Here is a 24,500-nt window from a genome sequence, read left to right as displayed (position 1 = left end):
GACAGGATCGTCGCGAACCCAGTAGGGAGCGCGTTCCAATCGATCGCGCTTACCGCAAAAACTGCCCCTGCGCCGCATCGGTCGCGTTGATCGCCAGCACCGACCGCGCGTCGCTGGGCAGGCGGACATGGCCATGCCCGTCGCCCGATGCCGAAATGACCCGTTCGAGCAATTCCTGACCCTCTTCCCACCAGCCGATGCCGCTGGCGGCGTTCAGATGCCCTTGCGGGCCGGCATCGATGAAATGACTGCCCCAATCGGCCGCCATCGAATGCGCGCGTTCGATCGACACCCACGGGTCGTCGGTCGACGCCACGACGATCGACGGGAATGGAAGCGAGAAGCGCGGCGTCGGCGCGAAACCCTGCAATTCCATCGGTGCGCCGTGCCGGTCGACATCCGCCGGCGCGACCAGCAACGCGCCCGCGACCGGCCAGCCATAAGGCTGCCCCGACAGTTGCGCCCACCACGCGACCGCGAGGCAACCGAGCGAATGTGCCGCCAACACCACCGGCGCCTGCGCCTGCCGGATGGCCTGATCCAGTTTCGTCACCCACGCATTGCGCAACGGGCGCGACCATAATCCCAGCTCGACGCGCGCCGTGTCCGGCCGCGACTGTTCCCACAGGGTCTGCCAGTGCGACGGTCCGGAGCCATTCAATCCCGGCACGGTCAGCACCGTCGGCAAGGCGGTCGGGGGTGTCGAAAACTGCGCCATCGTCACGCTCCTGTACGGTTCGCTGTCGATGAAGGCCGACCCGTCAGCTTTAGGGGAGGGATCGGGGCCGGGTCGGCCTTCACCGGCAAACATATTCCTACTGCAATGATAGGCAATAGCCAATCGGCGAGTGGATCGAGGGTTGCGACAAACCGAAAGCCGCGCCATGCGCCGTCCATGGCAAAGCAACGCGCGGACCAGATGCTCGTCGATCGCGGCCTCGCCGAGAGCCGCACCCGGGCGCAGGCGCTCATCATGGCCGGACTAGTCTTCGTCGGCGACCGCAAGGTCGACAAGCCGGGACAGCAGCTTCCCGACGCCGCCGTGCTCGACGTGCGCGGGCGTGATCATCCCTGGGTATCGCGTGGCGGGGTCAAGCTGGCGCACGGCCTCGACCATTTCGGCTGGAACGTGACCGGTGCGATCGCTGTCGATGTCGGGTCGTCTACCGGCGGCTTTACCGACGTGCTGCTGACCAATGGTGCGACCCGCGTCTATGCCGTCGACAGCGGCACCAACCAGCTCGCATGGAAGCTGCGACAGGACCCGCGCGTCGTCGTCCTCGAACAGTTGAGTGCACGACTGCTGACGCCCGCGCATATTCCCGAACCCGTCGATCTGGTCGTCTGCGACGCCAGCTTCATCGCCCTGTCGAAGGTGCTGGCCGTCCCGCTCGGCTTCGTAAAGCCCGGCGGGCGGTTGCTCGCCCTCATCAAGCCGCAGTTCGAGGCGGGGCGCGAAGAGGTCGGCAAGGGCGGCGTGGTCCGCGATCCCGCCATCCACACCCGCGTCTGTGACGAGGTCGCGGCATGGCTGACCGACAGCGGTTGGCAGGTGATTGGCATTGATCGCAGCCCGATTACCGGGCCCGAGGGCAATATCGAGTTCCTGATCGCCGCCACCGCCCCCGAATCCACTACGGACACTTGCAATGACGCAGCGCACACAGCAAGCAATGCCGCCTGAACGGCTGCGCACGGCGTGTGGCCGGCACCGGGGTACGGGATGAACGAGATCGCGTCGAAGTGGCAGTTGCGTTCGGAATTCCTGCGACGGGCCGTGATATGCGTGCCGCTGATCCTGCTGCTGGGTTTCACGTCGGGCCAGCTGGTCGTCGCCGGCGACGATAACGGCTGGTACCGGATGCTCGACCTGCCGGCGCTGCGGCCGCCGAACTGGGCCTTCCCGGTCGTCTGGACGATCCTGTACGTGGCGATGGGCTTCTCGCTGGCGATCATCCTCAGCGCGCGCGGCGCGCGGGGGCGGGGCATCGCCATCGCGCTGTTCGTCGTGCAACTGGTGATGAACCTCGTCTGGTCGCCGCTGTTCTTTGGCGCGCATCAGGTGAGCCTTGCGCTGATCCTGATCGTCGCGCTGTTCTTCACCGCGCTTGCCACGACCTTCGCCTTTGGCCGCATCCGTCCGCTCGCGGCGTGGCTGTTGGTGCCGTATCTGGCGTGGCTGGTGGTCGCATCGGCGCTGAACTGGCAGATCGACCGGCGCAATCCCGATGCGGAAACCCTTGTGCCGCCGGCCCATTCCACCCAAATCGCACTTTGACGGCAGGCGGCGTCCCGCCTTTGCCAACGAAAAGGATTTCCCATGCAGTCCGACAACCGCCTGTTCGACGATTTCGCCAAGTTCGTGAACGGCGCCGCCGGCACCATCGCCGGCATGGCCCGCGAGGGCGAGGCGGCAGCGCGCGAGCGGGCCAAGACGTTTCTCGGCGGCATGGATTTCGTCAGCCGCGACGAATTCGAAGTGGTGAAGGCCATGGCCGTCGCCGCCCGTGACGAAGCCGATGCGCTGCGCGCCCGGCTCGATGCATTGGAAGGCAAGCAGGCTGTCGCACAGCCGCTGACGGCCGACACGTCGGGTGCCGGCGAAGGCGCGCTTTGATTCGTGCCGCACGTCCGCCGTGGCGCGTGACGGGGGCAACGCGCGCGGCTAAGGCGTGGGGATGATGTTGGACGAAGTGGAAGAGGACGGCGACGACGCCGCTCCGATCGATACGCTGGAGCGCTATTTCGCGGCGCACGGCTGGAAGCATGAACGGGACGGCGACGAGATCGTCGCGAACGTGAAGGGTAGCTGGACCGAATTCGAACTCCGCGCGATCTGGCGCGGAGAGGACGGCGTCCTGCAATTCCTCGCGCTGCCCGATATTCGCGTAGCGGATGAACGGCGCAGTGCGATCTACGAAACCATCGGCCTGATCAACGAACAGCTGTGGATCGGGCATTTCGAACTTTGGTCGTCGAGCGGCATCCTGCTGTATCGCCATGCCGCGATGCTGGGCGACGAGCCGGCGCTGACCATCGATCAGGCCGAATTGATCATCGACGCCGCGATCGACGAATGCGAACGCTTCTACCCGGTGTTCCAGTTCGTGCTGTGGGGCGGCAAGACGCCGAAGGAAGCCATCGCCGCGTCGATGATCGAGACGCAGGGCGAGGCATGACCGCACTGCCCGGACCGCTGTGGCTGGTCGGCTGCGGCAATATGGGCGGGGCGATGCTCGACCGCTGGATCGCCGACGGCGTCGATCCGGCGGCGATCACCGTCGTTACCCGCAGCCCGCGCGAGGTTCCGGCGGGCGTTACCCATGCGATCACGCTGCCCGAAACCCGTCCGGCGATCGTCGTCCTGGCGGTCAAGCCGCAGCAACTCGATGTGATCGCGCCCGATCTGGCCCCCCGCCTCGCCGGCGTGCCGCTGTTGATCTCGATCCTCGCCGGTGTCGAGGAAGCCGCGCTCGCCCGCCGGTTCGACGCAGCGACGATCGTGCGCGCCATGCCCAATTTGCCGGTCGCGATCGGGCAGGGGGTGGTTGCGCTCCACTCGCACGGATCGGATGGCAATGCCCGGTCGACTGCCGAAGCGCTGATGCAGCCGCTCGGACTGGTCGAATGGATCGACGATGCCACGCTGTTCGATGCCGTAACCGCCTTGTCGGGCTGCGGGCCGGGATTCGTGTTCTGCTTCATCGACGCGCTGGCGGCGGCGGGCGCGGCGCTTGGTCTGCCCTCTGATCAGGCGCAACGCCTCGCCATCGCCACGGTGCAGGGTTCGGCGACGATGGCGGCAGGAAGCGATGCCTCGCCCGCAACGCTCGCCGATCGCGTCGCCAGCCCCGGCGGCTCGACGCGGCAGGGGCTGAACGTCCTCGACGAAGGCGACGCGCTGAAACGCCTGCTCGCCGCGACCCTCGCTGCGTCCGAACGGCGCAATGCGGAGATGGCGGCGGCGGCGAGAGGATGATCGGCGCGATCCTGCTCGCGGCGATGCCGGCCGCAACCCCGCCCGCCGACGTCGCCGCCCGCGCGCGACAATGCGCCGGCAAGGACGGCTGGAGCGATCCCGCGCCGCCGGTCCGCATCTTCGGCAACGTCTACGACATCGGCACCTGTGGCATTACCGTGCTGCTGATTGCCGGGCCGCACGGCCATATCGTCATCGACGCCGCGACGGCCGAAGCGGTGCCGTCTATCGTCGGCAACATCCGAAGGCTGGGTTTCCGACCGCAGGATGTGAAGCTGCTGCTGATGAGCCACAGTCATATCGACCATGCCGGCGGCCTCGCCGCGCTGCGTCGCGCGACTGGTGCGAAACTGCTCGCAAGTGCCGCGGCGCGTGAGGTGATCGAACGCGGCCGGTTCGCGGGCGACGATCCGCAGCGCGACATCCTGTCTCCGGTCGATCGCGTTCCGGTCGCCGGCGTCCTGACCGACGGCCAGCCGGTTACGCTCGGCCCGATCCGACTGACCGCGCATCTGACCCCCGGTCACTCGCCCGACGGCATGAGCTGGTCGTGGCGTTCGTGTGCGGGAAAGATCTGCCGCACCGTCGTCTTTGCCGACAGCCTGTCCGCCGTATCGTCGGATGCCTACCGCTTTGGCGATCACCCGGCCTATGTCGCACGGCTACGCGCGACGATCGCCAAGGTGGCGGCGCTGCCGTGTGACATTGTCCTGACCCCGCATCCGGCGGCAAGCGACATGGCGGAACGACTGGCAGGCCAAAAGCCGCTGGTCGACCGGAATGGCTGCCGCACCTATGCTGCCGCCGCGACCCGGCGGCTCGACAAGAGACTGATCGACGAAGCGCGCTGACCTACCGCCCCAGCGCCGCCACCGCCGCCTTGTCGCCCGCCGGGATCAGACCCTCCAGCACCGCCCAGAAGCCGCTGACCGCGTCCTGCCCGGCACCCGAATAGGCACGCGACAGCTTCGCGTTGAGCATTTCGTACAGTCGCGCCTCCAGCGCCTGTCCGTCGGGCGTCAGTTTCAGCAACCGTTGCCGCGCATCGCGGTCGCCTGCCCGACTCTCGACCAGGCCGCGCGACGACAGGTCGTTCAGCACCCGCCCCAACGACTGTTTCGTGATCGCCAGCAACCGCAGCAATTCGCTGACCGACAGGTCGGGCCGGCGGGCGATGAAATACAGCGCGCGGTGATGGGCACGCCCCAGATTCTGCGCGGCCAGTTCCTCATCGATCGTCCGCGTCAGATGGCTATAGCCGAAATACAGCAGTTCGATCCCGCGCCGTACCTCCGCTTCGCGCAGGAACAATGCCGATGCGGCCATCGGCTGGGCGGGCGATATTGGGGCAGTCATGTTGACCATTTCTGCCATCCGGCCTACGCCACCGCAAGCATTCATCCATGAGGACGCCATGACGCAGCCGACCTTCGCCTTCGAATCCCATGCGACGCCGGTCGCGGCGAGCGAGCGGGCGGCACGGATCGTCAATCCGGGGTTCGGGCGCGTCTTCACCGACCATATGGCGACGATGCGCTGGTCGGAGGACAAGGGCTGGTATGACGCCAGAATCAGCGCACGCGCGCCGATCGTCATGGACCCGGCCGCCGCTGTCCTCCACTACGCGCAGGAGATTTTCGAGGGGTTGAAGGCCTATACGCTGCCCGATGGCGGCGTCGCGCTGTTCCGCGCCGAACAGAATGCCGCCCGCTTTCGCCGCTCGGCAAACCGCCTTGCCATGGCCGAATTGCCCGAGGACCTGTTCGTCGCGTCGTGCCGCGAACTGACGCTGGCCGAGCGCGACTGGATTCCGGCCGGGGAGGGCAGCGCGCTCTATCTGCGCCCGTTCATGATCGCGAGCGAGACGTTTCTCGGCGTGAAGCCGTCCGCCGAGTATCTCTATTGCGTCATCGCCTCGGCGGTCGGCAACTACTGGCCGGGCGGTGCCAAGAGCGTGTCGCTATGGGTTTCGAAGGAATTCACCCGCGCAGCGCCGGGCGGCACCGGCGATGCGAAGTGCGGCGGCAATTACGCCGCCAGCCTGCTCGCCCAGTCGGAAGCGATCCGGCAGGGCTGCGATCAGGTCGTGTTCCTCGACGCGGTCGAACGCCGCTGGGTCGAGGAACTGGGCGGCATGAACATCTTCTTCGTGTTCGACGACGGCACGATGCTCACCCCGCCGCTGACCGGCACGATCCTGCCCGGCATCACCCGCGATTCGATCCTGACGCTGGCCCGCGATGCCGGGATCGACGTGCGCGAGGAACGTTATTCGATCGACCAGTGGCAGGCCGACGCCGCCAGCGGCCGTCTGGTCGAGGCGTTCGCCTGCGGCACCGCCGCTGTCGTCACCCCGATCGGCAAGGTGTCGTCGGCGGACTTCAGCTTCCAGATCGGCGACGGCCAACCCGGTGCGCGGACGCAGGCGCTGCTCAAGCAACTGACCGACATCCAGCGCGGCCGCAGCAACGACCCGCACGGCTGGATGCAACGCATCGGCTGACCCACGGCCCTCTCCCCTTCAAGGGCGTTTCGGGTGAACAGTGCCCCGCACTGTTCAGCCCATGCCGGGACCAAGGTTCGACCTGCGAGTTTCGCCTGCAGGCAGCGCGCTCAACCGAACCGCTTTCGCCCGGTTGAACGCGGAACGCCTCAAAGCACCTCGAACAGCCCCGCAGCGCCCATGCCGCCGCCGACGCACATCGTCACAACGACATACTTCACGCCGCGCCGCTTACCCTCGATCAGCGCATGGCCCGTCATCCGTGCGCCCGACATGCCGTACGGATGCCCGATCGAGATCGCGCCGCCATTGACGTTTAGCCGGTCGTTGGGAATGCCCAGCACGTCCTGGCAATACAGCACCTGCACCGCGAACGCCTCGTTCAATTCCCACAGCCCGATATCGTCGACCGACAGGTCGAAGCGTTCGAGCAGCTTGGGCACGGCATAGACCGGGCCGATCCCCATTTCGTCGGGCTTGGTGCCCGCCACCGCCATGCCGACATAGCGGCCCAGTGGCTGCAACCCGCGTGCCGCGGCCACCGACTCTTCCATCAGTACGCACGACGACGACCCGTCCGACAACTGGCTGGCGTTGCCGGCGGTGATGACCGCCTGTTCGCCCATCACTGGTTTGAGCGACTGCAACCCTTCCAGCGTCGTGTCGGCGCGATTGCCTTCGTCCCTGGTCAACGTGACGTCGTGGGTCGATACTTCCTTGGTCGCCTTGTCGACGACGTTCATCGTCGCGGTCACCGGCACCAGTTCGGCATCGAACAGTCCGTTCGCCTGCGCGGCGGCGGTGCGCTGTTGCGACTGGAGCGCATAGGCGTCCTGCCGATCGCGCGAGATGCCATAGCGTTTGGCGACGATCTCTGCGGTCTGGAGCATTGGCATATAGATGTCGCCGTGCATCGCCAGCAATTCGGGATCGGCGGCGATCCGCATCTGCGGCGTCTGGACGAGGCTGATCGATTCGACGCCGCCGGCGACGCAAATGTCCATGCGGTCGTGCACGATCTGCTTGGCGGCGGTGGCAATCGCCATCAGCCCGCTGGCGCATTGCCGGTCGATCGACATGCCCGACACCGTCGTCGGCAGGCCGGCGCGCAGAGCCGCCTGACGCGCGATATTGCCGGCCTGATGCCCCTGTTGCAGCGCCGCGCCGAACAGCACGTCGTCGACCTCGCCCCCCTCGATCCCGGCGCGTTCGACCGCCGTCCGGATCGAATGCGCGGCCAGCGTCGGCGCGGGCAGGTTGTTGAACGCCCCGCGATATGCGCGCCCGATCGGGGTACGGGCGGTCGAAACGATGACGGCTGAGCGCATGGCGGGTCCTTGTTCAGGTGAAGATCTGGCTGATCCATTCGGCGATCAGCGCGGGTTGATCGCTGCCGTCGACCTCGACGGCATAGCTGATGGTCTGCTGCCACTGACCGGGGCGTTTCTGTTCGAGCGCCACCAGCGTGAAGCGCCCGCGGATGCGCGCCCCCGACCGGACCGGTCGGACGAAACGCACGCGGTTGCCACCGTAATTCACACCCATCCGCGTGCCGACGATCGCCGGCATCTCGCTGCTCGCGGCCAGCTTCGGCATCAGCGACAGCAGCAGGAAACCGTGCGCGATCGTGCCGCCGAACGGCGTCGCGGCGGCAGCCTCCGGGTCGATATGGATAAACTGATGGTCGTCGGTCGCATCGGCAAAGGCGGTGATCCGCGACTGGTCGAGCGTCATCCAGTCGGACAGCCATTCGCTGCCGATCCGTTCCGCCATCGCCTCCGCCGTGATCGCCGTCACCGACCTCTCCTTATCCGGCCGGAGCATAGCCGCACGACCGGGACTCGCAAGCGGAAACACACCGAAAACTGCAAATCGGCCCGGTCAAAGCAGCGGCAATCCAAACCCTATCTTCGAAAAGATTAGCTTGCCGCAGGGGCAGGGTCGATGATCGAGCCGTCGGCCCGTGCCGTCATGTTGACCTGCGTCGGATAGGCGATCTCGATCCCCTCGGCATTGAACCGCCGCAGGATCGCAATGCCGACCGCGGTCCGCCCGTCATAGAAGGCTGCATAGTCGACGCCGGGCGAATCGAAGATGACCTCGAAATCGAGGCTCGACGCGCCGAAGCCGATAAAGCCGCAGCGAACGAACACGCGTTGCTCGGCCTCGACGATCTCGCGCAGCATCATGGGCAAGCGCGCACAGGTGTCGGCATCGGTCTGATAGGTCACACCGATCACGAACGACGCGCGGCGATGCTCGCGCCGGCTGTTGTTGGTGATTTCCTTGTCGAGCAGGTTCTTGTTCGAAATGATCCGCTCTTCGCCGGTGATCGACCGGATCCGCGTCGATTTCAGCCCGATCTCGGCGATGGCACCATTGGTCTGGTCGTAACTGACATTGTCGCCGCGCCGGAACGGCTTGTCGAAGATGATCGACAGCGCGGCGAACAGATCGGCGAAAATGCCCTGCGCGGCCAGACCGATGGCGATGCCGCCGACGCCCAGTCCCGCGACCAGCCCGGTGACGTTCACCCCCAGATTGTCGAGCACGACGATCAGCGCGATGGCGAACAGCGCGAAAGTGACGAGCAACCGGATCAGCCCCATTGCCGATGCCAGCGCCTCACCATGATTATGGTCGCTCGCCGTCCGCCGCTCGACCACGCCCAAGATCACTTCGCGCGCCCAGATCGCCGCCTGGAACACCGCGGCGACGGTGAACAGGAACTCGATCGTCGCGGTCACCATCGGCGGCGCGCTGGCATAGCCGTCGACCAGCTTGGCGGCGAGCGTTACCATGAAGAACAGGCCGGTCCGCGCGACCGCCCGCCCGGCGACGGTACCCCATCCGGCGCGATCGTTGCGACACAGCCGCATGCCCCAGCGCCGCACGACCAGCAGCGCGACGACGATCGCCGCCCCGACGCCCAGCGCGACCAGCACCTGCAACCAGTTGTCGGCGATCCACCGCGCGCTGTCCTGCAACAACAGCTGCGCCTGCGCTTGCGCCTGATCGGCGCTGAAACTCTTGTCGACCGTCGCGGCGGCCGAACTATTCTGGGCGGTCATGCAATCCTTTCAGGCGGCTTCGGCGACCTTCGCCTGTTCTTCGAGCAGCGCGATCAGCCCGCGTTCGTGCCGGTTGAGATGCTTGGCACTGCGCGGCAGGCGCAGCGTCTCGCGAAATGCGGTCTGCCCGTCCTTGACCAGATCGATCAGCAGCGGATGGACATAGGATTTGCGGGCGATCGCCGGGGTATTGCCCAGCGCGTCGACCACCGGCCCCAGCATCGTCTTCAGGCTGATGTCCTGCTCCGCCTCGGCCAGCGAGGTGAAGGCCAGCACGCTCGCCCCCCACGTCCGGAAATGCTTGGCGGTGAAATCCCCGCCCATCGCCTCGCGGATATAGGCGTTGACGTCGCCCGACGTGACCGGATGCGTCTCGCCCTCGGCATCGACCCAGCGGAACAGATGCTGTCCCGGCAGATCCTGACACTTGCGTACGAAACTGGCCAACGAGCGGTCGGTGATCGTCAGGATTCGCAGCTTGCCCGACTTCGCCTTATATTGCAGCTTCAGCGAGGTGCCCGACAGCCTGGCGTGGCGCTTGCGCAGCGTCGTCGCGCCGAAACTCTTGTTGACCCGTGCATAGCCTTCGTTGCCGACACGGACCCGGCCGAGATCGAGTAGCCGCACCACGGCCGCCACCGCCCGCTCGCGCGACAGCGCCCGCTTGGCCAGATCGCGTTCGACCTGCGCCCGCAATTTGGGCAGGGCATGGCCGAACGCGGCACAGCGATCATATTTCGCCGTTTCCTGCGCTTCGCGGAAGTCGGGGTGATAGCGATACTGCTTGCGGCCCTTGTCGTCCCATCCGATCGCCTGAATATGCCCCGACCGATCGGTGCAGAACCATGCGTCGTGATAGGCGGGCGGCAGGCCGATGGCGTTCAGCCGGTCGATCTCGTCGCGGTCGGTGATGCGTTCGCCGTCCGCGTCGTAATAGCCCCAGCCGTGCGTCAGTTTCTTGCGGGTAATGCCGGTTGCCGCGCAGTCCGAAAACGTACAGCCGGCGGGGCAGGGGAGGTTGTCTTCGGCTGGTTCCATCGGGCTTTCCCTGCAGGTGATCCGATCAATGTTCGGCTCGTCGCTTCGTTCCGGAACCCCGCCGGTGCCGACCGGTTAGGGGCGGACCGTAACAGGAGATTACCGATGGCCGACCTCGCCAATGCCCGCGTGCTGATCCTCGCCGCCGACGGGTTCGAGGAATCCGAACTGTTCGATCCGCGTCAGGCGCTGCTCGACGCCGGGGCGCAGGTGACGCTCGCCTCGATCAGGACCGATCCTATCCAGGGCGTCGTCAACGACAGTGAAAAGGCGCGGACGATCACGCCCGACCTGACGCTCGAGGATGTCGATACCGAACAGTTCGATGCGCTGCTGCTGCCCGGCGGCGTCGGCAATCCCGACAAGATGCGCATGGAGGAACGCGCGGTCGAAATCGTCAGCGAATTCATGGACGACGACAAGATCGTCGCCGCGATCTGCCACGCCCCGTGGCTGCTGGTCGAAGCCGATGTGGTCGACGGCCGCCGCGTCACCAGCTGGCCGTCGGTGCGCACCGACCTCGAAAATGCCGGTGCGGAAGTGGTCGATCAGGAGGTCGTTATCGACGGCAACCTCATCACCAGCCGCATGCCCGACGACATTCCGGCCTTTTCGAAGGCGATGATCGACGCGCTGGAAAGCGAACTGGCGGAGGCGTGAACGGGGCGGGGCGGAGCGGAGCAACCTCCGCCCCGTGTCCGCTGTAACCGACGTTCGTCATTCCCGCGAAGGCGGGAACCCTGATGCGCCAACGTTCGCGCTCGGATCGGAAGTGTTGCGCCTATAGGTCCCCGCCTTCGCGGGGACGGCGACTCGTACCTGCAACGGTAAGAGCCTGCCGTCAGCCCCTCAAACCCCGACCGCAACCCTCCGCCGATCCCACAACCGGTTCAGCCAGCCCTGTGCCGGCCGCTCGACATAGCGATACAGCAGTTCCGACGACCCGATCACCGCGACCCCATACAGCGCCAGCACCCATGGCGGCGCGGTCGCGGCGTCGGCGACGAACACCAGCTTGAATACGAACCACAGCAGGAAATGGCCGAGATAGGTCGCATAGCTGATCTCGCCCAGCCGATGGATCGGCCACCATTCGAGCGGATTGCCCCGCCGGTTCGACAGGATCGCCAACGCCAGCAACAGACACGCCAGCGCCGGCGGAAACGCATAGGGCTCGGGCAACAGCTTCAGCCCCCATCCGACCACCAGCATCCCCGCGAGCAGCACCGCAATCGCCGCGATCCCGTCGCGCCGCTGCCACCGGACCCATAGCGCGCCGATCGCCGTCCCCGCCGCGAACTGGATCACGCACCGCGCCACGGCGAAGCGCCGAAGGTCAGCGCCCAGCCCATCCTGCCCGGCATACGGCAGCAGCCCGAACAGTAGCACCGCGACCACCGCCATCAGCGTCCAGCTCGGCACCCGCCGCCAGTCGACCGTCACCGCCAGCACCGGGAACAGCAGATACGCCGCCGACTCCGCCGAAATCGACCACGCCGGATCATTCCACGCCAACGGCTCGACGAAACCCCAGCTTTGCAGCAGCACCAGATGCAGCGGCAATTCGGCAAAGGGGAAGCGGTCGATATTGCGCCCGCTCGCGGCCAGCACGATCGCGAGGGCGACGGCGCAGGCGAGCACGAACAGATGCAGCGGCCAGATGCGTGCCATCCGCTTCCAAAGGAATCGCCCCGCCTCGCCGAACCCGCGTTCGCGAAACCGCGATCCCCATGACAGCCAGATCACGAAGCCCGACAACAGAAAGAAGAAATCGACCGCCAGATACCCCTTGGCGATCGCGGATTCGATCGCCGGGTGCAGCGCGCCCATCGATCCGCGCAGGTGGAACAACACCACCCACCATGCGGCGATCCCGCGCGCGCCGGTCAGTGCCTTCAACTCGTTCATGCCGCCATCGTCTCCGTCTTGCGCCGCTGGAGCGGTTGCCACGCCGCCTCGGTCCGTTTGCGCGCCAGATAGGTGTCGAGGCCGATCTGCGCGCCGATCAGCATGAAGACGAAGGGTTGAAAAGCGATGGCGATGAAGTTCGCGCCGAACAGATAGATGATGTGCCCGTTCTGCAGCGCGGCGGCGAGCGGCACCACCCACGCCTCATTTTCGCCCGCCTTGGCATAGCGCCGCCGCAGCACTTCCATGCGGAACAGCCCGCCCAGATTGATCGCCAGCCACAGCATCAGCCCCGGCCAACCCTGTTCGCCCAGCATCTCGAAATAGGCCGAGTGGTAGGCGCGGGCCTTGTCGACTTCCAGACTGCGCTCGACCGTGCGGTTGCCGGCGTCGCCGACCACCGCGACCTTTTCATAGCGGATGCGGTTCTGCAGGAACGCGTTGAACCCGCCGCCGAACGGGTTCTGCTTCACATAGTCCAGCGTCCATGCCCACACCGCCAGCCGCGTCGATGCCGATGCGTCGGCCTGATAGGTGCCGATCGTCTCCATCCGCTGGGTAAAGGCGGAGGGGAGGAATGGCAGCGCCAGCAGTCCCGCCGCACCCGCCACCGCCAGATAGGTCAGCCGCCGCTTCACGTCGCGCAGGCTCAGCACGCCCAGCAGCACGATGCACAGCAACCCGGTGCGCGTCGACGTGCCGACCGGGATCAACAGGCAGGAAAAGGCCAGCGCATAACAGAAGGTCCGCACCCGCCAGTCGGGCGCGAACACCGTGCCGAACCGGGTGAACCACAGGATCAGCGGGATGATCGCGATCGCGACGGTCGAGATCGTCGATCCTTCGTACAGGCCGGCATTGTTCGACACCATCAGATTGAGCTCGCCATAGCCGCCGCCCGATCCCAGCGTCTTGATTCCGCCGACGATGATGATCGACGCCGCCGACAGCACCATGAACAGCAACAGCGATTCGATCCGCAATTTCGTCCGCAGCGTCAGCGGCAGGAAGATCGCGAACGCCAGCGCCTTCCACACCCATTCCCATTTATACTGCGCGTCGACCGGAAAATCGGCGGTCTTCGTGGTCCACAGGCAATAAAAGAGCAGCGCCAGCATCAGCAATTGTCGCGGCGCGATCCGCGTATCGCGCTTGTCGTCGACCGCGATCCACGCGACCACCGACATGCCGGCGGCGATCAGCGAAATCGGGACCGAATTGAGCAGGATATAGGTCAGCCGCTGCGGCGCGACGATGTCGATATAGACATAGGTCAGCACGAATACGAACGGCCGCCGCAACCCGGCGGCGAACAACGCGCACAGGAACGCAACGAAGACGAGGTCACGCACCCGGGCGTTTGCCCCGCTTCACGCCCACCCTGACCGGCTCGCCCTCGCGATCCAGATCATCGCGCCGCAACAGGTGCCACACCGCCAGCAGCATCAGGAAATGGGTAAGGCCCAGCGAGAAATTGTCGATCATCAGCCGGCCCCTTCGCGTTGCCCGCCGGTATCGCACGGGCGGGTTGACGCGACGTTAAGCGCGATAGGGAGCGGGGGCCAGCCGGACTGGAAAGCGTCGGTGCCAAAGGGCGTATCCCCCGGCACGAACGCACCCTTCATCCGGCGTCGTCGGGGACCGTCCCCGTCGCGGCGCTGACCCGCGCATGGGTGAAGATCATCTCGCGGCCCTGGCGGATGTCGCCGGTTTCGGACTGCTGCAGCAACCGTTTGGCATCGGTCTTGCGGTACAGATCCTCGGTCCGGTCGATCTCGCCATCGTCGACGCCGACCGAGACCATTGCCGCACGCGCCATCGTCACCGCCGAATCGAGCACTTCGCGGAACACGCCCTCGATCGGCGCACCGGCCAGCTTCATGACCGCGCGCCGGTCGAACGCGCGCACGAAGATGCCCGGCGTCGGAAACGCCTGATGGATCGCCGCGACCGAATCACCGTCCAGCGGATCGCCATCGACGCAGAACAGCAGCAATGCCGCATCCTGCGCCCCGGCCAGCCGCAACAGGTCGATGCGGGTGCCGTCGCCATAATAGACCTTCATGCCGAAACTGCCGGCAATCTCGATCATCTCGACGTCGCGGTCGATCACGGTGACGCTGATCCCCTGCGCCAGCAGCATCTGCGCGACGGTCTGCCCGAACCGGCCATAGCCGACCACGACCGCGCTCGCCCCGTCATGGCGCGGGCCTTCGGGGGTGTCGCCGCGCTTCTTGTCGGGGTCGGCGCGGAAGCGGCGCGTCGCCATCATCAGGAACGGGGTGGTCGCCATCGACAGGGTGACGATCGCGCCGAAGACGCTGGCCGCTTCGGGCGCGATCAGCAGCGCGTTCTGCGCTTGCGCGAACAGCACGAAACCGAATTCGCCGCCCTGGCTCAACAACAGGCCGAGCGCCAGCGCCCCGCGCCACGGCATTCCGAACAACCGCCCGATGCCGAAAATTACCAACCCTTTGGTTGCGATCAGCGCGATCGCCATGCCGACCACGAATACCGGCCGCTCGACGATCGCGCCAAGATCGAGCATCATGCCGACCGCGAGGAAGAACAGCCCGAGCAGGATCGAGCGGAACGGCTCGACATCGGCCTCCAGCTCGTGGCGATACGGGCTGTCGGCCAGCATCACGCCGGCGATGAACGCACCGAGCGCGGTCGACAGCCCCAGCGCCTGCATCACCGCCGCGCTGGCGATGACGGTGAACAGTCCGGCGAACACGAACATCTCACGCTCGCCCATATTGCCGATCAGCCGGAACATCGGCCTGAGCAGGAACCGCCCGGCAAGGATCAGCCCCGCGACCGCGCCGATCGTCCACAGCCCCAATTGCCACCCCGGCGGCCCGGCGGCATCGGCCGGGTTACGCGACAGCGCGGCGACGATGGTGATCAGCGGCACGATCGACAGGTCCTGGAACAACAGGATCGCGAACGCCCGCTCGCCGAACGGCGTCTTCATCCGCCCCGCCGATTGCAGCATCGGCAGCACCTGTGCCGTCGACGACAGCGCCAGCGGCAGGCCGAGCGCCAGCGCCGCCGCCCAGCTGAAATGCGTCGCCAGCCACACGACGCCGGTGATCGCAACGCCGCACAGCACGACCTGCATCAGCCCCAGCCCGAAGATATCGCGCTTCATCTGCCACAGCCGCGACGGGCTGAGTTCCAGCCCGACGAGGAACAGCAGCAGGGTGATGCCGAGTTCGGCGATGGCCAGCTTGGATTCGGCGTTGCCGACCAGCCCCAGCACTTCCGGCCCGACCACCGACCCGGCGACCAGATAGCCGAGCGTCGCACCCAGTCCCAGTTTACGGAAGATCAGGACGAAGATCAGCGCCGCGCCCAGCAGCGGCGCGAAATCCCGTAACAGCGACGCGGTGCCGTGCTCCATCAGGCCGCCGCCCGCCGGCCGGCGATCGCCGCCGCTTCCGCCGCCGCCTCGAACGCGAGCCGGATCGAGGCATGGCGCGCGCTGTGCGGCCGCGCCGGTTCGAACAGCGTCAACCCCGGCCACTCGGGCGCGACGCCTTCCCCCGCCAGCCAGGTGGCCAGCGCATCGCGAGCGGCGGCCAGTTCCGCCGCATTCCGCCCGACGATCCCGCGCGCCAGCAATGCCGAAGACGCCTGCCCCAGCGCACACGCACGCACCAGCATGCCCACCGCCGCGACGCGACCGTCTTCGTCCAGCGCGACATCGACCGTCACCCGGCTGCCGCAGATCGGCGATCGTTTCTCGACGCTGGCATGGGGGTCGGGCAGGCGGACGGCCTGCGCGGTCTCGGCGGCAAGGCGGAGGATTTCGGTATTGTACAGATTGGCGGTCACGCGACCGAATGTAGGGCGCGATCGTGACGCTGGCGAGTCGGTCGCACGATTATTCGCCGAACACCGGCTCGCCCCGGCGGCGGCGATCGATGAAATCGACCACGCTGGTGCTGGTGGCGTTGAGCAGCGGATAGGTCCGCGCGTCCTTGATCCACACCGGCCGCCGCGTCGGTCCGCCGCCGATGAAGTCGGCCGCCAGCAACAGCAGCAGAAAGGCGAGACTGGTCAGGATCAAACCCTTGAGCGCACCGAAACCGAACCCCAATGCCCGATCGACCGGCCCCAGCACCGACGCCCGCGTCCGCGCACCGATCGCATTGGCGACCAGCCGCCCGGCAAAATAGCCGACCCCCGCGATCAGCGCGAAGGCGAGCGTCGCTGCCCCCCCGGCGGTGCCGGTCGGCCCGACCAGTGCGGCGGCGACCGGCGTATGGAACAGCTTGAGCGCCAGCACGACCAGCACCCATGCGCCGAGCGACAGGATCTCCGTCACGAACCCGCGCAGGAAGCCGAGCACCGCCGCACCGCCAACGGTGAGCAGAACGGCGATATCGAGCGAGGTCAGACCCATGGCCGGGCTATGCCGGGCGTGGCGGGGATTGTCGAGCGCTCCCGATCCTGTCCGGTCTGCGAGGTCGCTGCGAACGTCTCGCGCGCGGCTTCCTTCTTCCGTACCCCGGCGAAGGCCGGGGTCCAGTTGGGGAACGTCGGTGATCTGTGGGAAAGCCTTCCCAACTGGCCTCCGGCTCCGGCGAAACCTTGGGACCGATCGACATTCAGCGATAATCACGGAATTTCGTCATTCCCGCGCAGGCGGGAATCCATAAACGCCGACGGTTTGGCTCGATCCGCGACGTTGGCGTATAGGGGCTCCCGCCTGCGCGGGAGTGATGAGAGGGGATGGAACACTATTCCTTCGTCCAGCGAACTGACTGTCGATCCCGCTCAGCGAAAGCGCCGATCACCGACCCGCTGACGTACCCTCGCGCAGGCGGGGGTCCAGAGCCCTGAGCAAGGGCGGTTGTTTGCTTGGCGTCGGACGCCCGCCTGCGCAGAGGGTTCCGCGGATATGCGGCTAGATGCCGTGTTTAGATCGAAGGGCGCGGCCCGCGCACCGGACCTTCCCTGCAGAAGCAGGTAGAAGTGCGCCCGTCAGCAGTCCCACATTCACAGAAGCCCAGCGCCGGTACGGTTCCGGACCGCCGACCACCAAACGAACCTACTCAGTAACCACCGGTATCCCCGGCAACGCCTTCGACGTCCGGACGGTCGGCGACGTCTTCACGCTCGCGACGTTCGGCGCGGTAATCAACTGCGTCGTCAGCATCGACTGAAAATTTTCCAGATCGGCGGCGACGATCTTCAGGATGAAATCGATCTCGCCGTTCAGCATATGGCATTCCCGGACTTCGGGAATCGTCGCGATATGCGCCTCGAACGCCGCCAGATCGCTACCCGCCTGGCTTTTCAGGCTGACCAGCGCGAACACGGTGATCGTGAAACCCAGCAGTCGCGGGTCGAGTGCGGCGTGATACCCCTTGATCGCGCCGGCCTCCTCCAGCGCCCGCACGCGGCGCAGACAGGGGGGGGCGGTCAGCCCGACGCGCTCGGCCAGTTCGACGTTCGTCATTCGCCCGTCCTCCTGCAACAGCGACAGGATCTGCCGGTCGATACGATCGAAAGCCATATAGTGCGGTCCGTGGGTTTGTTCGAATGAAAGCGCAACCTACAGCATCACAAAATTGCGCGGAAGCGTAATTGTCCCACATTGCGACGTACCGAAATTGAGCGGTTCCGGAATGCGCTTCTCCTCGTTAAGGGTTCCTTAGCGCGGCGGCTTCGCGTGGCGCTTTCATGGGTGGCTGGTGCACTTCGACGACACTCTCGAAACGGTTCTCGCTGCCGATTTGTCGGGCGAGGGCGCGCGCGCGTCGGTGTGGCGGCAACTGGTCGACCTGATCGGCCGGGGACGGGTGTCCGCCGACCCCCGCGCCATCGCCTTGCTCCATGATCTGCGCGACCATGTCCCGCGAACGGTTCGCGTGGCCAGTGCCCGCGACCTCGAATATGCCCGTCCGCCGGTCGAACTGGTCGGATTGCTGGCGACCGATGTGATCGAAGCGGCCTTGCCGGTACTGCGCGGCGCTACCCTGTCGGTCGATCAGTGGCAGGCGCTGTTGCCCCGCCTGTCGCCACCGGCGCGCGGCGTGGTGCGCAACCGCCGCGACATCGACCCCGCCGTCCATCGCGCACTCGACAGCTTCGGATCGGTCGATCTGGTGCTGTCCGACGAACGCCCGGTCGAACCGATCGCGCCGCAGCCGGTCGCCGCGCCGGTTCTCGCCGTCGTCCCGCCGCTCGCTGCCGTTCCGGTGACTGCGCCGGCGATCGATCCGGAACCGCTGTTCCTCGATCCCGCGACCGAGCCCGATCCCGCCGGTCCGTTCCGCATCGCCGACGTCATGGCGCGGATCGAGGCGTTCGAACGCATCCATGACGGCGCGCCGCCGCCCCCGCCGCAAATCGCGCCGCAGGACAGCTTCCGCTTCGAAGCCGACGCCGCTGGTCAGATCCGTTGGGTCGACGGGGTCAGCCGTGCGCCGCTGATCGGCATGTCGCTGGATTTCTGCGCGACGCCCGGCCATGCCCGGTTCGATGCGATCGCCGCCGGCGCGCTGCGCAAGCGCGCGCCGTTCCGCGATGCCCGTCTGACCATCGGCGGCGACAGCGATGCGACCGGCGAATGGTTCGTGTCGGGCGTGCCCGCGTTCGACCATGCCACCGGCCGGTTCATCGGCTATCGCGGGACCGCGCGGCGGCCCTATCACGGCGAACGCGCCGAACCGTATCTCAACCGCGATGCCGGCATCGCCCAGCTGCGCCAGCTCGTCCACGAACTGCGCACCCCGGCGGGCGCGATCGCGGGCTTTGCCGAAATGATCCAGCAGGAATTGCTGGGGCCGGTGCTGCCCGTCTATCGCGACCGTGCCGGTGCGATCCTCAACCATTCGCGTGATCTGGTCGCGGTGATCGACGATCTCGATCTTGCCGCGCGGATCGACGGCGACGCGCTCGACCTGCGCGACGATCGCGTCGCGCTCGGGCCGTTGTTCGACGTGATCGCCGCCGATCTCGTGTCGCTGTGCGAATTGCGCGGCACGCTGCTGGAGGTCGATCCGACCGACATCGCCGTCGCCGGGGATCGCCGCGCCGTCGAACGGCTTCTCGCCCGGCTGCTCGCGACCCTCGTCTCGGCGGGCGGGCGGGACGAATCGATCCATGTCCGGGTCGGTCTCGAAGGCGATGGCTATGTCTCGATCGTGCTCGACCGGCCGCAGGCGCTCGACGCATGGCCCGGCAACAGCGTGTTCGACGTCGATGACGGCGAAGAGGATATGTCGCTGCTCGGCACCGGCTTCGCGCTGCGCCTCGCCCGCAACCTTGCGCGCGAACTCGACGGGACGCTGGCGTTCGGTTCCGCGACGCTGACCCTGCGCCTGCCGGCCGCCCATGCGGTGGAGATCGAACGGGCGCAGCGTCGCTGATGCAGCCGTTCCGGCCCGCCGATGGCCGACCGGTCGTCTGGCGCGAAGGGTTCGGCACACGCTTCACCGTCTTCGTCGATACCGAGGAAGAGTTCGACTGGCGCGCGCCGTTTCGTCACGACGGCTGGGGTGTCGGCGCGGTCGCCGCGCTGCCCGACGCGCATCGCCGTTTCGCCGACCATCGCGTCGAAACCTGCTATCTGGTCGACTATCCGGTCGCGACCGATCCCGCCGCCCTCGACGCGCTGCGCGCGGTCGTCGCGCATGGCCGCGCCACGATCGGTGCGCAGCTGCACCCATGGGTCAATCCGCCGTTCGACGAAACCCTGTCGGCGCACAGCAGCTTTGCCGGCAACCTCCCGCGCGCGCTGGAGGCCGCAAAGCTCGACCGCCTGACCGACGCCCTGACCAGGGGTTTCGGGACTCGCCCGATCGTCTATCGGGCCGGGCGCTATGGCCTGGGGCCGGCGACGCTGGGGTTGCTGGCGGCGCGCGGCTATGCGCTCGATAGCTCGATGCGCGCCCGCTATGACTATCGGGCACAGGGCGGGCCGGACTATCGCGGCATCGGCAACGATGCGTTCCACACCGGCCCCGACGAGCGCATCGTCGAACTGCCGCTGACGACCGTCTTCACCGGGCGGCTGCGGCGCGGCGATGCGCGGCTGTACGAAAGTGCAGGCCGGTTTCCCCGCGGCCGGGGTCTGCTCGCCCGGCTCGGCCTGCTCCACCGCGTCGCGCTGACGCCCGAGGACATGCCGCTGGCCGACGCGCTGGAGGCGATCCGGGTGGCGGTGGGCGAGGGGGTGCGTGTCCTCAACTTCGCCTATCATTCGCCGAGCCTCATACCTGGCCACACCCCCTATGTCCGCGATGCCGCCGATCTGGCCGCCTTCTGGCGCTGGTGGGATGCCGTGCTGGCGCTGCTCGCCACCTTGCACGTCCATCCCGCGTCCAGCGACGACATCCTCGCCGCCGCCACCTGATTCTTTCGGCTTGCCCATGCGTTGGGCCGCGCGAAAGGAATTGCCGATGCTCACCGCGCAAGACGAACACTGGATGCGCGAGGCGATCGCCATCGCCCGGACCAAGGGCGACGACCCGTCCTGCTCCCCCCTCGGCTCGATCATCGTTCGCGACGGCCGCGTGTTGTCGGCGCAGCCGAACCAGACGCAGGAACTCCCCGACGCCACCGCCCACGCCGAGATGATGGCGATCCGCCGCGCCTGCGAAAGCGAGGGCAACATGGAGCTGCGCGGCGCGACGCTCTATTCGACGCTGCAACCCTGCGGCATGTGCACCATGGCCTCGATCTGGTCGAAGGTCGGCCGCGTCGTCTACGGCGCCGGTCGCGACGATGTGCACGCCATGTATTTCGAGGACCGGCACATCGATACGCTGGCGTTTATCAGCGACGCTTACCGCGACGATATCGTCATCGAGGGCGGCTGCCTGCGCGCCGAATGTGCGAAGCTCTATTACGGCCCGGACGACGACGTGCCGGAGGAAGAGCAGGGGAATATCTGAGCGGTAACGCCATCCCCAATCCCGCCGTCATCCCGGCGAAGGCCGGGATCCATTGTGTCGGGTGCTCACGACAGAAACGCCGCGCAAGAAAAAGGGCCGGAAGCGCAAAGCCTCCGACCCCTATTCTATGTGTCAGCCGACGCGGGACTACATCCCGCGTCGTCGGTCGGGGAGCTTGCGCCCCCGCCGGCCGGCCTGTCGCCGTCTCCGTTTTAGCTCACGCTAAAGCGGTGCGGCCCGGAGCTTACGCTCCGGCTACTTCCGTAGTGTCGACCTTGATCCCCGGGCCCATCGACGACGAAACCGCGACCTTGCGGACATACTTGCCCTTGGCGCCCGTCGGCTTGGCCTTGACCACCGCATCGACCAGTGCGTCGAAGTTTTCGCGCAGATCGGCCGCCGAGAACGACGCCTTGCCGATGCCCGAATGGATGATACCGGCCTTTTCGACGCGATATTCGACCTGGCCGCCCTTGGCCGCTTCGACCGCAGCCGCGACGTTCATGGTGACGGTGCCGAGCTTCGGGTTCGGCATCAGGCCCTTCGGACCCAGGATCTTGCCGAGACGACCGACCAGACCCATCATGTCCGGGGTCGCGATGCAGCGATCGAAATCGATCTTGCCGCCCTGGATGGCGTCCATCAGGTCTTCGGCACCGACGACATCGGCACCCGCCGCGGTGGCTTCGTCCGCCTTCGCGCCGCGCGCGAACACGCCGACGCGCACGGTCTTGCCGGTGCCCTTGGGCAGGGTCACGACGCCGCGGACCATCTGGTCGGCGTGACGCGGATCGACGCCGAGGTTCAGCGCGACTTCGATCGTCTCGTCGAACTTGGCGGTCGCATGGGTCTTCGCCAGCGCGATCGCTTCATCGATGCCGTGCAGCTTCAGCGCGTCGACGGCGGTGGCGAGGGTCTTCGCCTTCTTGGTCAGCTTGGCCACAGTCTTAACCCTCCACCACTTCGAGGCCCATCGCGCGGGCCGAACCTTCGATGATCTTCGTCGCCGCGTCGATGTCGTTGGCGTTCAGATCCTTCATCTTGATCGTCGCGATCTCGCTCAGCTGCGAACGCTTGATCTTGCCGGCAACCGACTTGCCCGGTTCCTTCGAACCCGACTTCAGGTTGATCGCCTGCTTGATGAGATAGGTCGCCGGCGGCGTCTTCGTCTCGAAGCTGAACGAACGGTCGGCATAGACGGTGATGATCGTCGGCAGCGGCGTGCCCTTGGCGATATCGCCGCTGGAAGTCTGCGCGTTGAACGTCTTGCAGAATTCCATGATGTTCACGCCGCGCTGACCCAGTGCGGGGCCGATCGGCGGCGACGGCTTGGCTTCGCCTGCCGGCACCTGCAGCTTGATATAGCCGGTAATCTTTTTGGCCATGAGTCTCACTCTCTTTCAAGTTTAGCGGTACGTGCGGCGCGATCCTGCCGGACCGGCCTCCCGCCATGGTTTCCAAAACTGTCGTTTGGGAAGCGGCGCGCTTAGCCGAAACACCGCGCGCTTGCAATGTAGGATTCCGTCTGATCCGTTCGGGACCATGCCCCAGCCGAAACCACGCCCCTATACCCGCAAGCAGGCGCTGCAAAACGCTGCCTTCCTGACCGAACTGGCCCGCACCGGCAATGCGCGGGAGGCGGCACGCACGCTCGCGCTCAACCGCTCGATGCTGACCAAGCGGAGGAACGCCGACCCCGACTTCGCCCAGCGGTGGGAAGCGGCGCTGGTCCTCGCCGCCGCCGCGCTGTCCGATCCGCAAACCCCGCCCGGCGAGGCGCACGTCGTCCGCACGCGCGGCCGCCTGCAACTGCGCACGCCCGGCAAGCGTCGCCAGATCGATCGCGACGCCGAACAACGCTTCCTCGCCGCCGTCAGCGCCACCGCCAATATCCGCCTGTCCGCGCAGGCCGCCGGCTTCGCGCACAGCAGCTTCTACGCCCGCGCCCGCCGCCACCCCGGCTTCGCCCGCGAACTGCGCATCGCGCTCGCCATCGGGGCCGAGCGGCTGGAGGCGGCATTGCTCGAAAGCAGCCTGCCCGAAAGCAACGCCCACGATCACTGGCGGCACAACGATCCACCCGCCATCCCGCCGATGACGGTAGCGCAGGCGATGCAGATGATCGGGCAAAAGGCGCGCCGCGAACGCGAACTCGCCGACCCGCAGGCCCTCCCCAAACGTGGCGAGAGCAACGCCGCATGGATCGAACGCCGCACGCTGGCCAATGGCGTCCGGGCGATGCTGGAAGAGGAGGAAGCGCGGATGGTCGAATATGCGCAGGAGGAATGGCGCAAGGGCGGCCGGCGCACCCAATGGGAACCGGGCGGCTGGGACTTGCTGCTCGAACAGGCGTTGCGGGTGAAGGGGAGGGCGGGCAGCTGACGCAACCGCCCCCGCCCGACAGTATCGCCTCGGCCCGGATCGGCAGCGCCCCCGCATCGTCCCGCCAGCGCAGGCCGGCGTCACCCGGCGATCGAGCGCAACGCCCGCCCGAAACCCCCGAAACGCACCCATCGCCCCTTGCTGTCTTCCACAATCCGGCGCAATTTCCATCCCGGAGAGGTACAAGAAGAGGCAGCAAGACGATGCGAAGCGCGTTCCTGATTCTGACCCTGATCGCCACCACCGGCCCGGCCATCGCCGCCACACGCCCACCGACCACCACCTGGGGCAAGCCCGGCGTGTCGTTCGACGCCTATCGCCGCGACGCCCGCGAATGCGCGGTGCAGGGTGCGAAGGCGGATATCCGGGACTGGAAGTCGACGAAGGAAGTCGTCGCCGCCACCCGCGATCAGGACCGCATCCTCGAAAACCAGACGCTCAGTCCGAACAATCCGATGATCGACTACGCCATGGTCTATCACCGCCGCATCCGCGGGAATGTCGAGGAAGTGCAGCAGACGATGGTCGGCGCGGTCGAGGAATGCCTGATCGGTCGCGGCTATCGCGAGGTCGTGCTCGACCGGGCGCAGGAGCGGCAGTTGCGGAAGTTGAAATGGGGGACCGAGGAGCGGGCGCGGTATTTGCATGCGCTGGCGACGCGGGAGCCGGGGGTGGGGAATAGTGCGCCGGTTTGAATAGTCCAGCTA

Annotated in this window: 28 protein-coding genes; 13 read left to right on the top strand and 15 right to left on the bottom strand. The window is 66.8% G+C overall.

What is annotated here, in order from left to right; all coding sequences use genetic code 11:
* Positions 1-49: 49 nt before the first annotated feature.
* On the bottom strand, positions 50-718 hold the full coding sequence (locus ASE90_RS02130) for an RBBP9/YdeN family alpha/beta hydrolase (protein WP_055995296.1): 669 nt from the start codon (positions 716-718) through the stop codon (positions 50-52).
* Positions 719-895: 177 nt separating this feature from the next.
* Between ASE90_RS02130 and ASE90_RS02125 the strand changes: the two genes are divergently transcribed.
* From ASE90_RS02125 to bla, 6 genes are all read left to right on the top strand, one after another.
* On the top strand, positions 896-1,684 hold the full coding sequence (locus ASE90_RS02125; protein WP_055995293.1) for a TlyA family RNA methyltransferase: 789 nt from the start codon (positions 896-898) through the stop codon (positions 1,682-1,684).
* A 39-nt stretch (positions 1,685-1,723) separates the two neighbouring features.
* A complete protein-coding gene (locus ASE90_RS02120) occupies positions 1,724-2,278 on the top strand; it encodes a TspO/MBR family protein (protein ID WP_055995290.1) in 555 nt (184 codons plus the stop codon).
* Between the two features lie 42 nt (positions 2,279-2,320).
* Positions 2,321-2,617, top strand: a complete 297-nt coding sequence (locus ASE90_RS02115) for an accessory factor UbiK family protein (protein ID WP_055995287.1) — start codon at positions 2,321-2,323, stop codon at positions 2,615-2,617.
* A gap of 61 nt (positions 2,618-2,678) precedes the next feature.
* Positions 2,679-3,179, top strand: coding sequence for a YbjN domain-containing protein (locus ASE90_RS02110; RefSeq protein ID WP_055995284.1), 501 nt, complete (start codon positions 2,679-2,681; stop codon positions 3,177-3,179).
* Positions 3,176-3,979 (top strand): pyrroline-5-carboxylate reductase, encoded by an 804-nt coding sequence (gene proC, locus ASE90_RS02105; protein WP_055995282.1) that lies wholly within the window; start codon positions 3,176-3,178, stop codon positions 3,977-3,979. Before ASE90_RS02110 ends, proC begins: the two co-directional genes overlap by 4 nt.
* Positions 3,976-4,830 (top strand): subclass B3 metallo-beta-lactamase, encoded by an 855-nt coding sequence (bla, locus tag ASE90_RS02100; protein WP_055995279.1) that lies wholly within the window; start codon positions 3,976-3,978, stop codon positions 4,828-4,830. Before proC ends, bla begins: the two co-directional genes overlap by 4 nt.
* A gap of 1 nt (position 4,831) precedes the next feature.
* Here bla and ASE90_RS02095 read toward each other — a convergent pair whose 3' ends face one another.
* Positions 4,832-5,335, bottom strand: a complete 504-nt coding sequence (locus ASE90_RS02095; RefSeq protein ID WP_055997103.1) for a MarR family winged helix-turn-helix transcriptional regulator — start codon at positions 5,333-5,335, stop codon at positions 4,832-4,834.
* A gap of 58 nt (positions 5,336-5,393) precedes the next feature.
* On the opposite strand from ASE90_RS02095, the gene ASE90_RS02090 reads away from it, so the two are divergent.
* Entirely contained in the window at positions 5,394-6,482 is a 1,089-nt protein-coding gene (locus ASE90_RS02090) for a branched-chain amino acid aminotransferase (protein ID WP_055995276.1), read from the top strand.
* Positions 6,483-6,631: 149 nt separating this feature from the next.
* On the opposite strand, the gene ASE90_RS02085 is transcribed toward ASE90_RS02090, so the two are convergent.
* The 4 genes from ASE90_RS02085 to ASE90_RS02070 form a co-directional block, all read right to left on the bottom strand.
* Complete coding sequence (locus tag ASE90_RS02085; RefSeq protein WP_055995273.1) at positions 6,632-7,810, bottom strand: acetyl-CoA C-acyltransferase; 1,179 nt, start codon at positions 7,808-7,810, stop codon at positions 6,632-6,634.
* Between the two features lie 13 nt (positions 7,811-7,823).
* Positions 7,824-8,279, bottom strand: a complete 456-nt coding sequence (locus ASE90_RS02080) for a MaoC family dehydratase (protein WP_082449503.1) — start codon at positions 8,277-8,279, stop codon at positions 7,824-7,826.
* A 122-nt stretch (positions 8,280-8,401) separates the two neighbouring features.
* Positions 8,402-9,553, bottom strand: coding sequence for a mechanosensitive ion channel family protein (locus ASE90_RS02075; protein ID WP_082449313.1), 1,152 nt, complete (start codon positions 9,551-9,553; stop codon positions 8,402-8,404).
* A 9-nt stretch (positions 9,554-9,562) separates the two neighbouring features.
* Positions 9,563-10,591, bottom strand: coding sequence for a DNA topoisomerase IB (locus ASE90_RS02070; RefSeq protein WP_055995267.1), 1,029 nt, complete (start codon positions 10,589-10,591; stop codon positions 9,563-9,565).
* 105 nt (positions 10,592-10,696) lie between these two features.
* Between ASE90_RS02070 and ASE90_RS02065 the strand changes: the two genes are divergently transcribed.
* Positions 10,697-11,251: a type 1 glutamine amidotransferase domain-containing protein gene (locus tag ASE90_RS02065; protein ID WP_055995264.1), complete on the top strand. Its 555-nt coding sequence runs from the start codon at positions 10,697-10,699 to the stop codon at positions 11,249-11,251.
* A 189-nt stretch (positions 11,252-11,440) separates the two neighbouring features.
* Here the strand turns inward: ASE90_RS02065 and ASE90_RS02060 are convergent, their stop codons facing one another.
* From ASE90_RS02060 to ASE90_RS02035, 7 genes are all read right to left on the bottom strand, one after another.
* Entirely contained in the window at positions 11,441-12,499 is a 1,059-nt protein-coding gene (locus ASE90_RS02060) for an acyltransferase family protein (protein ID WP_055995261.1), read from the bottom strand.
* Positions 12,496-13,851 carry a DUF5935 domain-containing protein gene (locus ASE90_RS02055; protein WP_055995259.1) on the bottom strand — a complete coding sequence of 452 codons (1,356 nt, stop codon included), beginning with the start codon at positions 13,849-13,851 and terminating at the stop codon, positions 12,496-12,498. The genes ASE90_RS02060 and ASE90_RS02055 overlap by 4 nt, the downstream gene beginning before the upstream one ends.
* Complete coding sequence (locus ASE90_RS20250; RefSeq protein WP_200910765.1) at positions 13,844-13,984, bottom strand: hypothetical protein; 141 nt, start codon at positions 13,982-13,984, stop codon at positions 13,844-13,846. Before ASE90_RS20250 ends, ASE90_RS02055 begins: the two co-directional genes overlap by 8 nt.
* A gap of 136 nt (positions 13,985-14,120) precedes the next feature.
* A complete protein-coding gene (locus tag ASE90_RS02050) occupies positions 14,121-15,905 on the bottom strand; it encodes a cation:proton antiporter (RefSeq protein WP_055995256.1) in 1,785 nt (594 codons plus the stop codon).
* Positions 15,905-16,339: an iron-sulfur cluster assembly scaffold protein gene (locus tag ASE90_RS02045; protein WP_055995253.1), complete on the bottom strand. Its 435-nt coding sequence runs from the start codon at positions 16,337-16,339 to the stop codon at positions 15,905-15,907. The genes ASE90_RS02050 and ASE90_RS02045 overlap by 1 nt, the downstream gene beginning before the upstream one ends.
* 49 nt (positions 16,340-16,388) lie before the next feature.
* The gene (locus tag ASE90_RS02040) at positions 16,389-16,910 is read right to left on the bottom strand and encodes a CvpA family protein (protein WP_055995251.1); all 522 of its coding nucleotides are present in this window, start codon (positions 16,908-16,910) and stop codon (positions 16,389-16,391) included.
* Positions 16,911-17,558: 648 nt separating this feature from the next.
* Positions 17,559-18,026 (bottom strand): Lrp/AsnC family transcriptional regulator, encoded by a 468-nt coding sequence (locus tag ASE90_RS02035; protein ID WP_055995248.1) that lies wholly within the window; start codon positions 18,024-18,026, stop codon positions 17,559-17,561.
* Between the two features lie 178 nt (positions 18,027-18,204).
* On the opposite strand from ASE90_RS02035, the gene ASE90_RS02030 reads away from it, so the two are divergent.
* From ASE90_RS02030 to ASE90_RS02020, 3 genes are read left to right on the top strand one after another with little or no spacing between them, the layout of a single operon-like run.
* The gene (locus ASE90_RS02030; protein ID WP_055995245.1) at positions 18,205-19,884 is read left to right on the top strand and encodes a sensor histidine kinase; all 1,680 of its coding nucleotides are present in this window, start codon (positions 18,205-18,207) and stop codon (positions 19,882-19,884) included.
* On the top strand, positions 19,884-20,870 hold the full coding sequence (locus tag ASE90_RS02025) for a polysaccharide deacetylase family protein (RefSeq protein ID WP_055995242.1): 987 nt from the start codon (positions 19,884-19,886) through the stop codon (positions 20,868-20,870). Before ASE90_RS02030 ends, ASE90_RS02025 begins: the two co-directional genes overlap by 1 nt.
* Positions 20,871-20,916: 46 nt before the next feature.
* Positions 20,917-21,411 carry a nucleoside deaminase gene (locus tag ASE90_RS02020; protein WP_055997097.1) on the top strand — a complete coding sequence of 165 codons (495 nt, stop codon included), beginning with the start codon at positions 20,917-20,919 and terminating at the stop codon, positions 21,409-21,411.
* A gap of 244 nt (positions 21,412-21,655) precedes the next feature.
* Here the strand turns inward: ASE90_RS02020 and rplA are convergent, their stop codons facing one another.
* On the bottom strand, positions 21,656-22,354 hold the full coding sequence (gene rplA, locus ASE90_RS02015; protein WP_055995239.1) for a 50S ribosomal protein L1: 699 nt from the start codon (positions 22,352-22,354) through the stop codon (positions 21,656-21,658).
* Positions 22,355-22,358: 4 nt separating this feature from the next.
* Positions 22,359-22,796: a 50S ribosomal protein L11 gene (rplK, locus tag ASE90_RS02010; RefSeq protein ID WP_055995235.1), complete on the bottom strand. Its 438-nt coding sequence runs from the start codon at positions 22,794-22,796 to the stop codon at positions 22,359-22,361.
* A 157-nt stretch (positions 22,797-22,953) separates the two neighbouring features.
* On the opposite strand from rplK, the gene ASE90_RS02005 reads away from it, so the two are divergent.
* Together ASE90_RS02005 and ASE90_RS02000 are read left to right on the top strand one after the other, a co-directional pair.
* Positions 22,954-23,793 (top strand): hypothetical protein, encoded by an 840-nt coding sequence (locus tag ASE90_RS02005; RefSeq protein WP_055995232.1) that lies wholly within the window; start codon positions 22,954-22,956, stop codon positions 23,791-23,793.
* Between the two features lie 203 nt (positions 23,794-23,996).
* On the top strand, positions 23,997-24,488 hold the full coding sequence (locus ASE90_RS02000; RefSeq protein WP_055995229.1) for a hypothetical protein: 492 nt from the start codon (positions 23,997-23,999) through the stop codon (positions 24,486-24,488).
* Positions 24,489-24,500: the final 12 nt, after the last annotated feature.

Origin of the sequence: Sphingomonas sp. Leaf67, from assembly GCF_001421965.1 — a bacterium.
Taxonomy (GTDB): Bacteria; Pseudomonadota; Alphaproteobacteria; order Sphingomonadales; family Sphingomonadaceae; genus Sphingomonas.
This window is presented reverse-complemented; position numbering and strand designations above follow the sequence as displayed.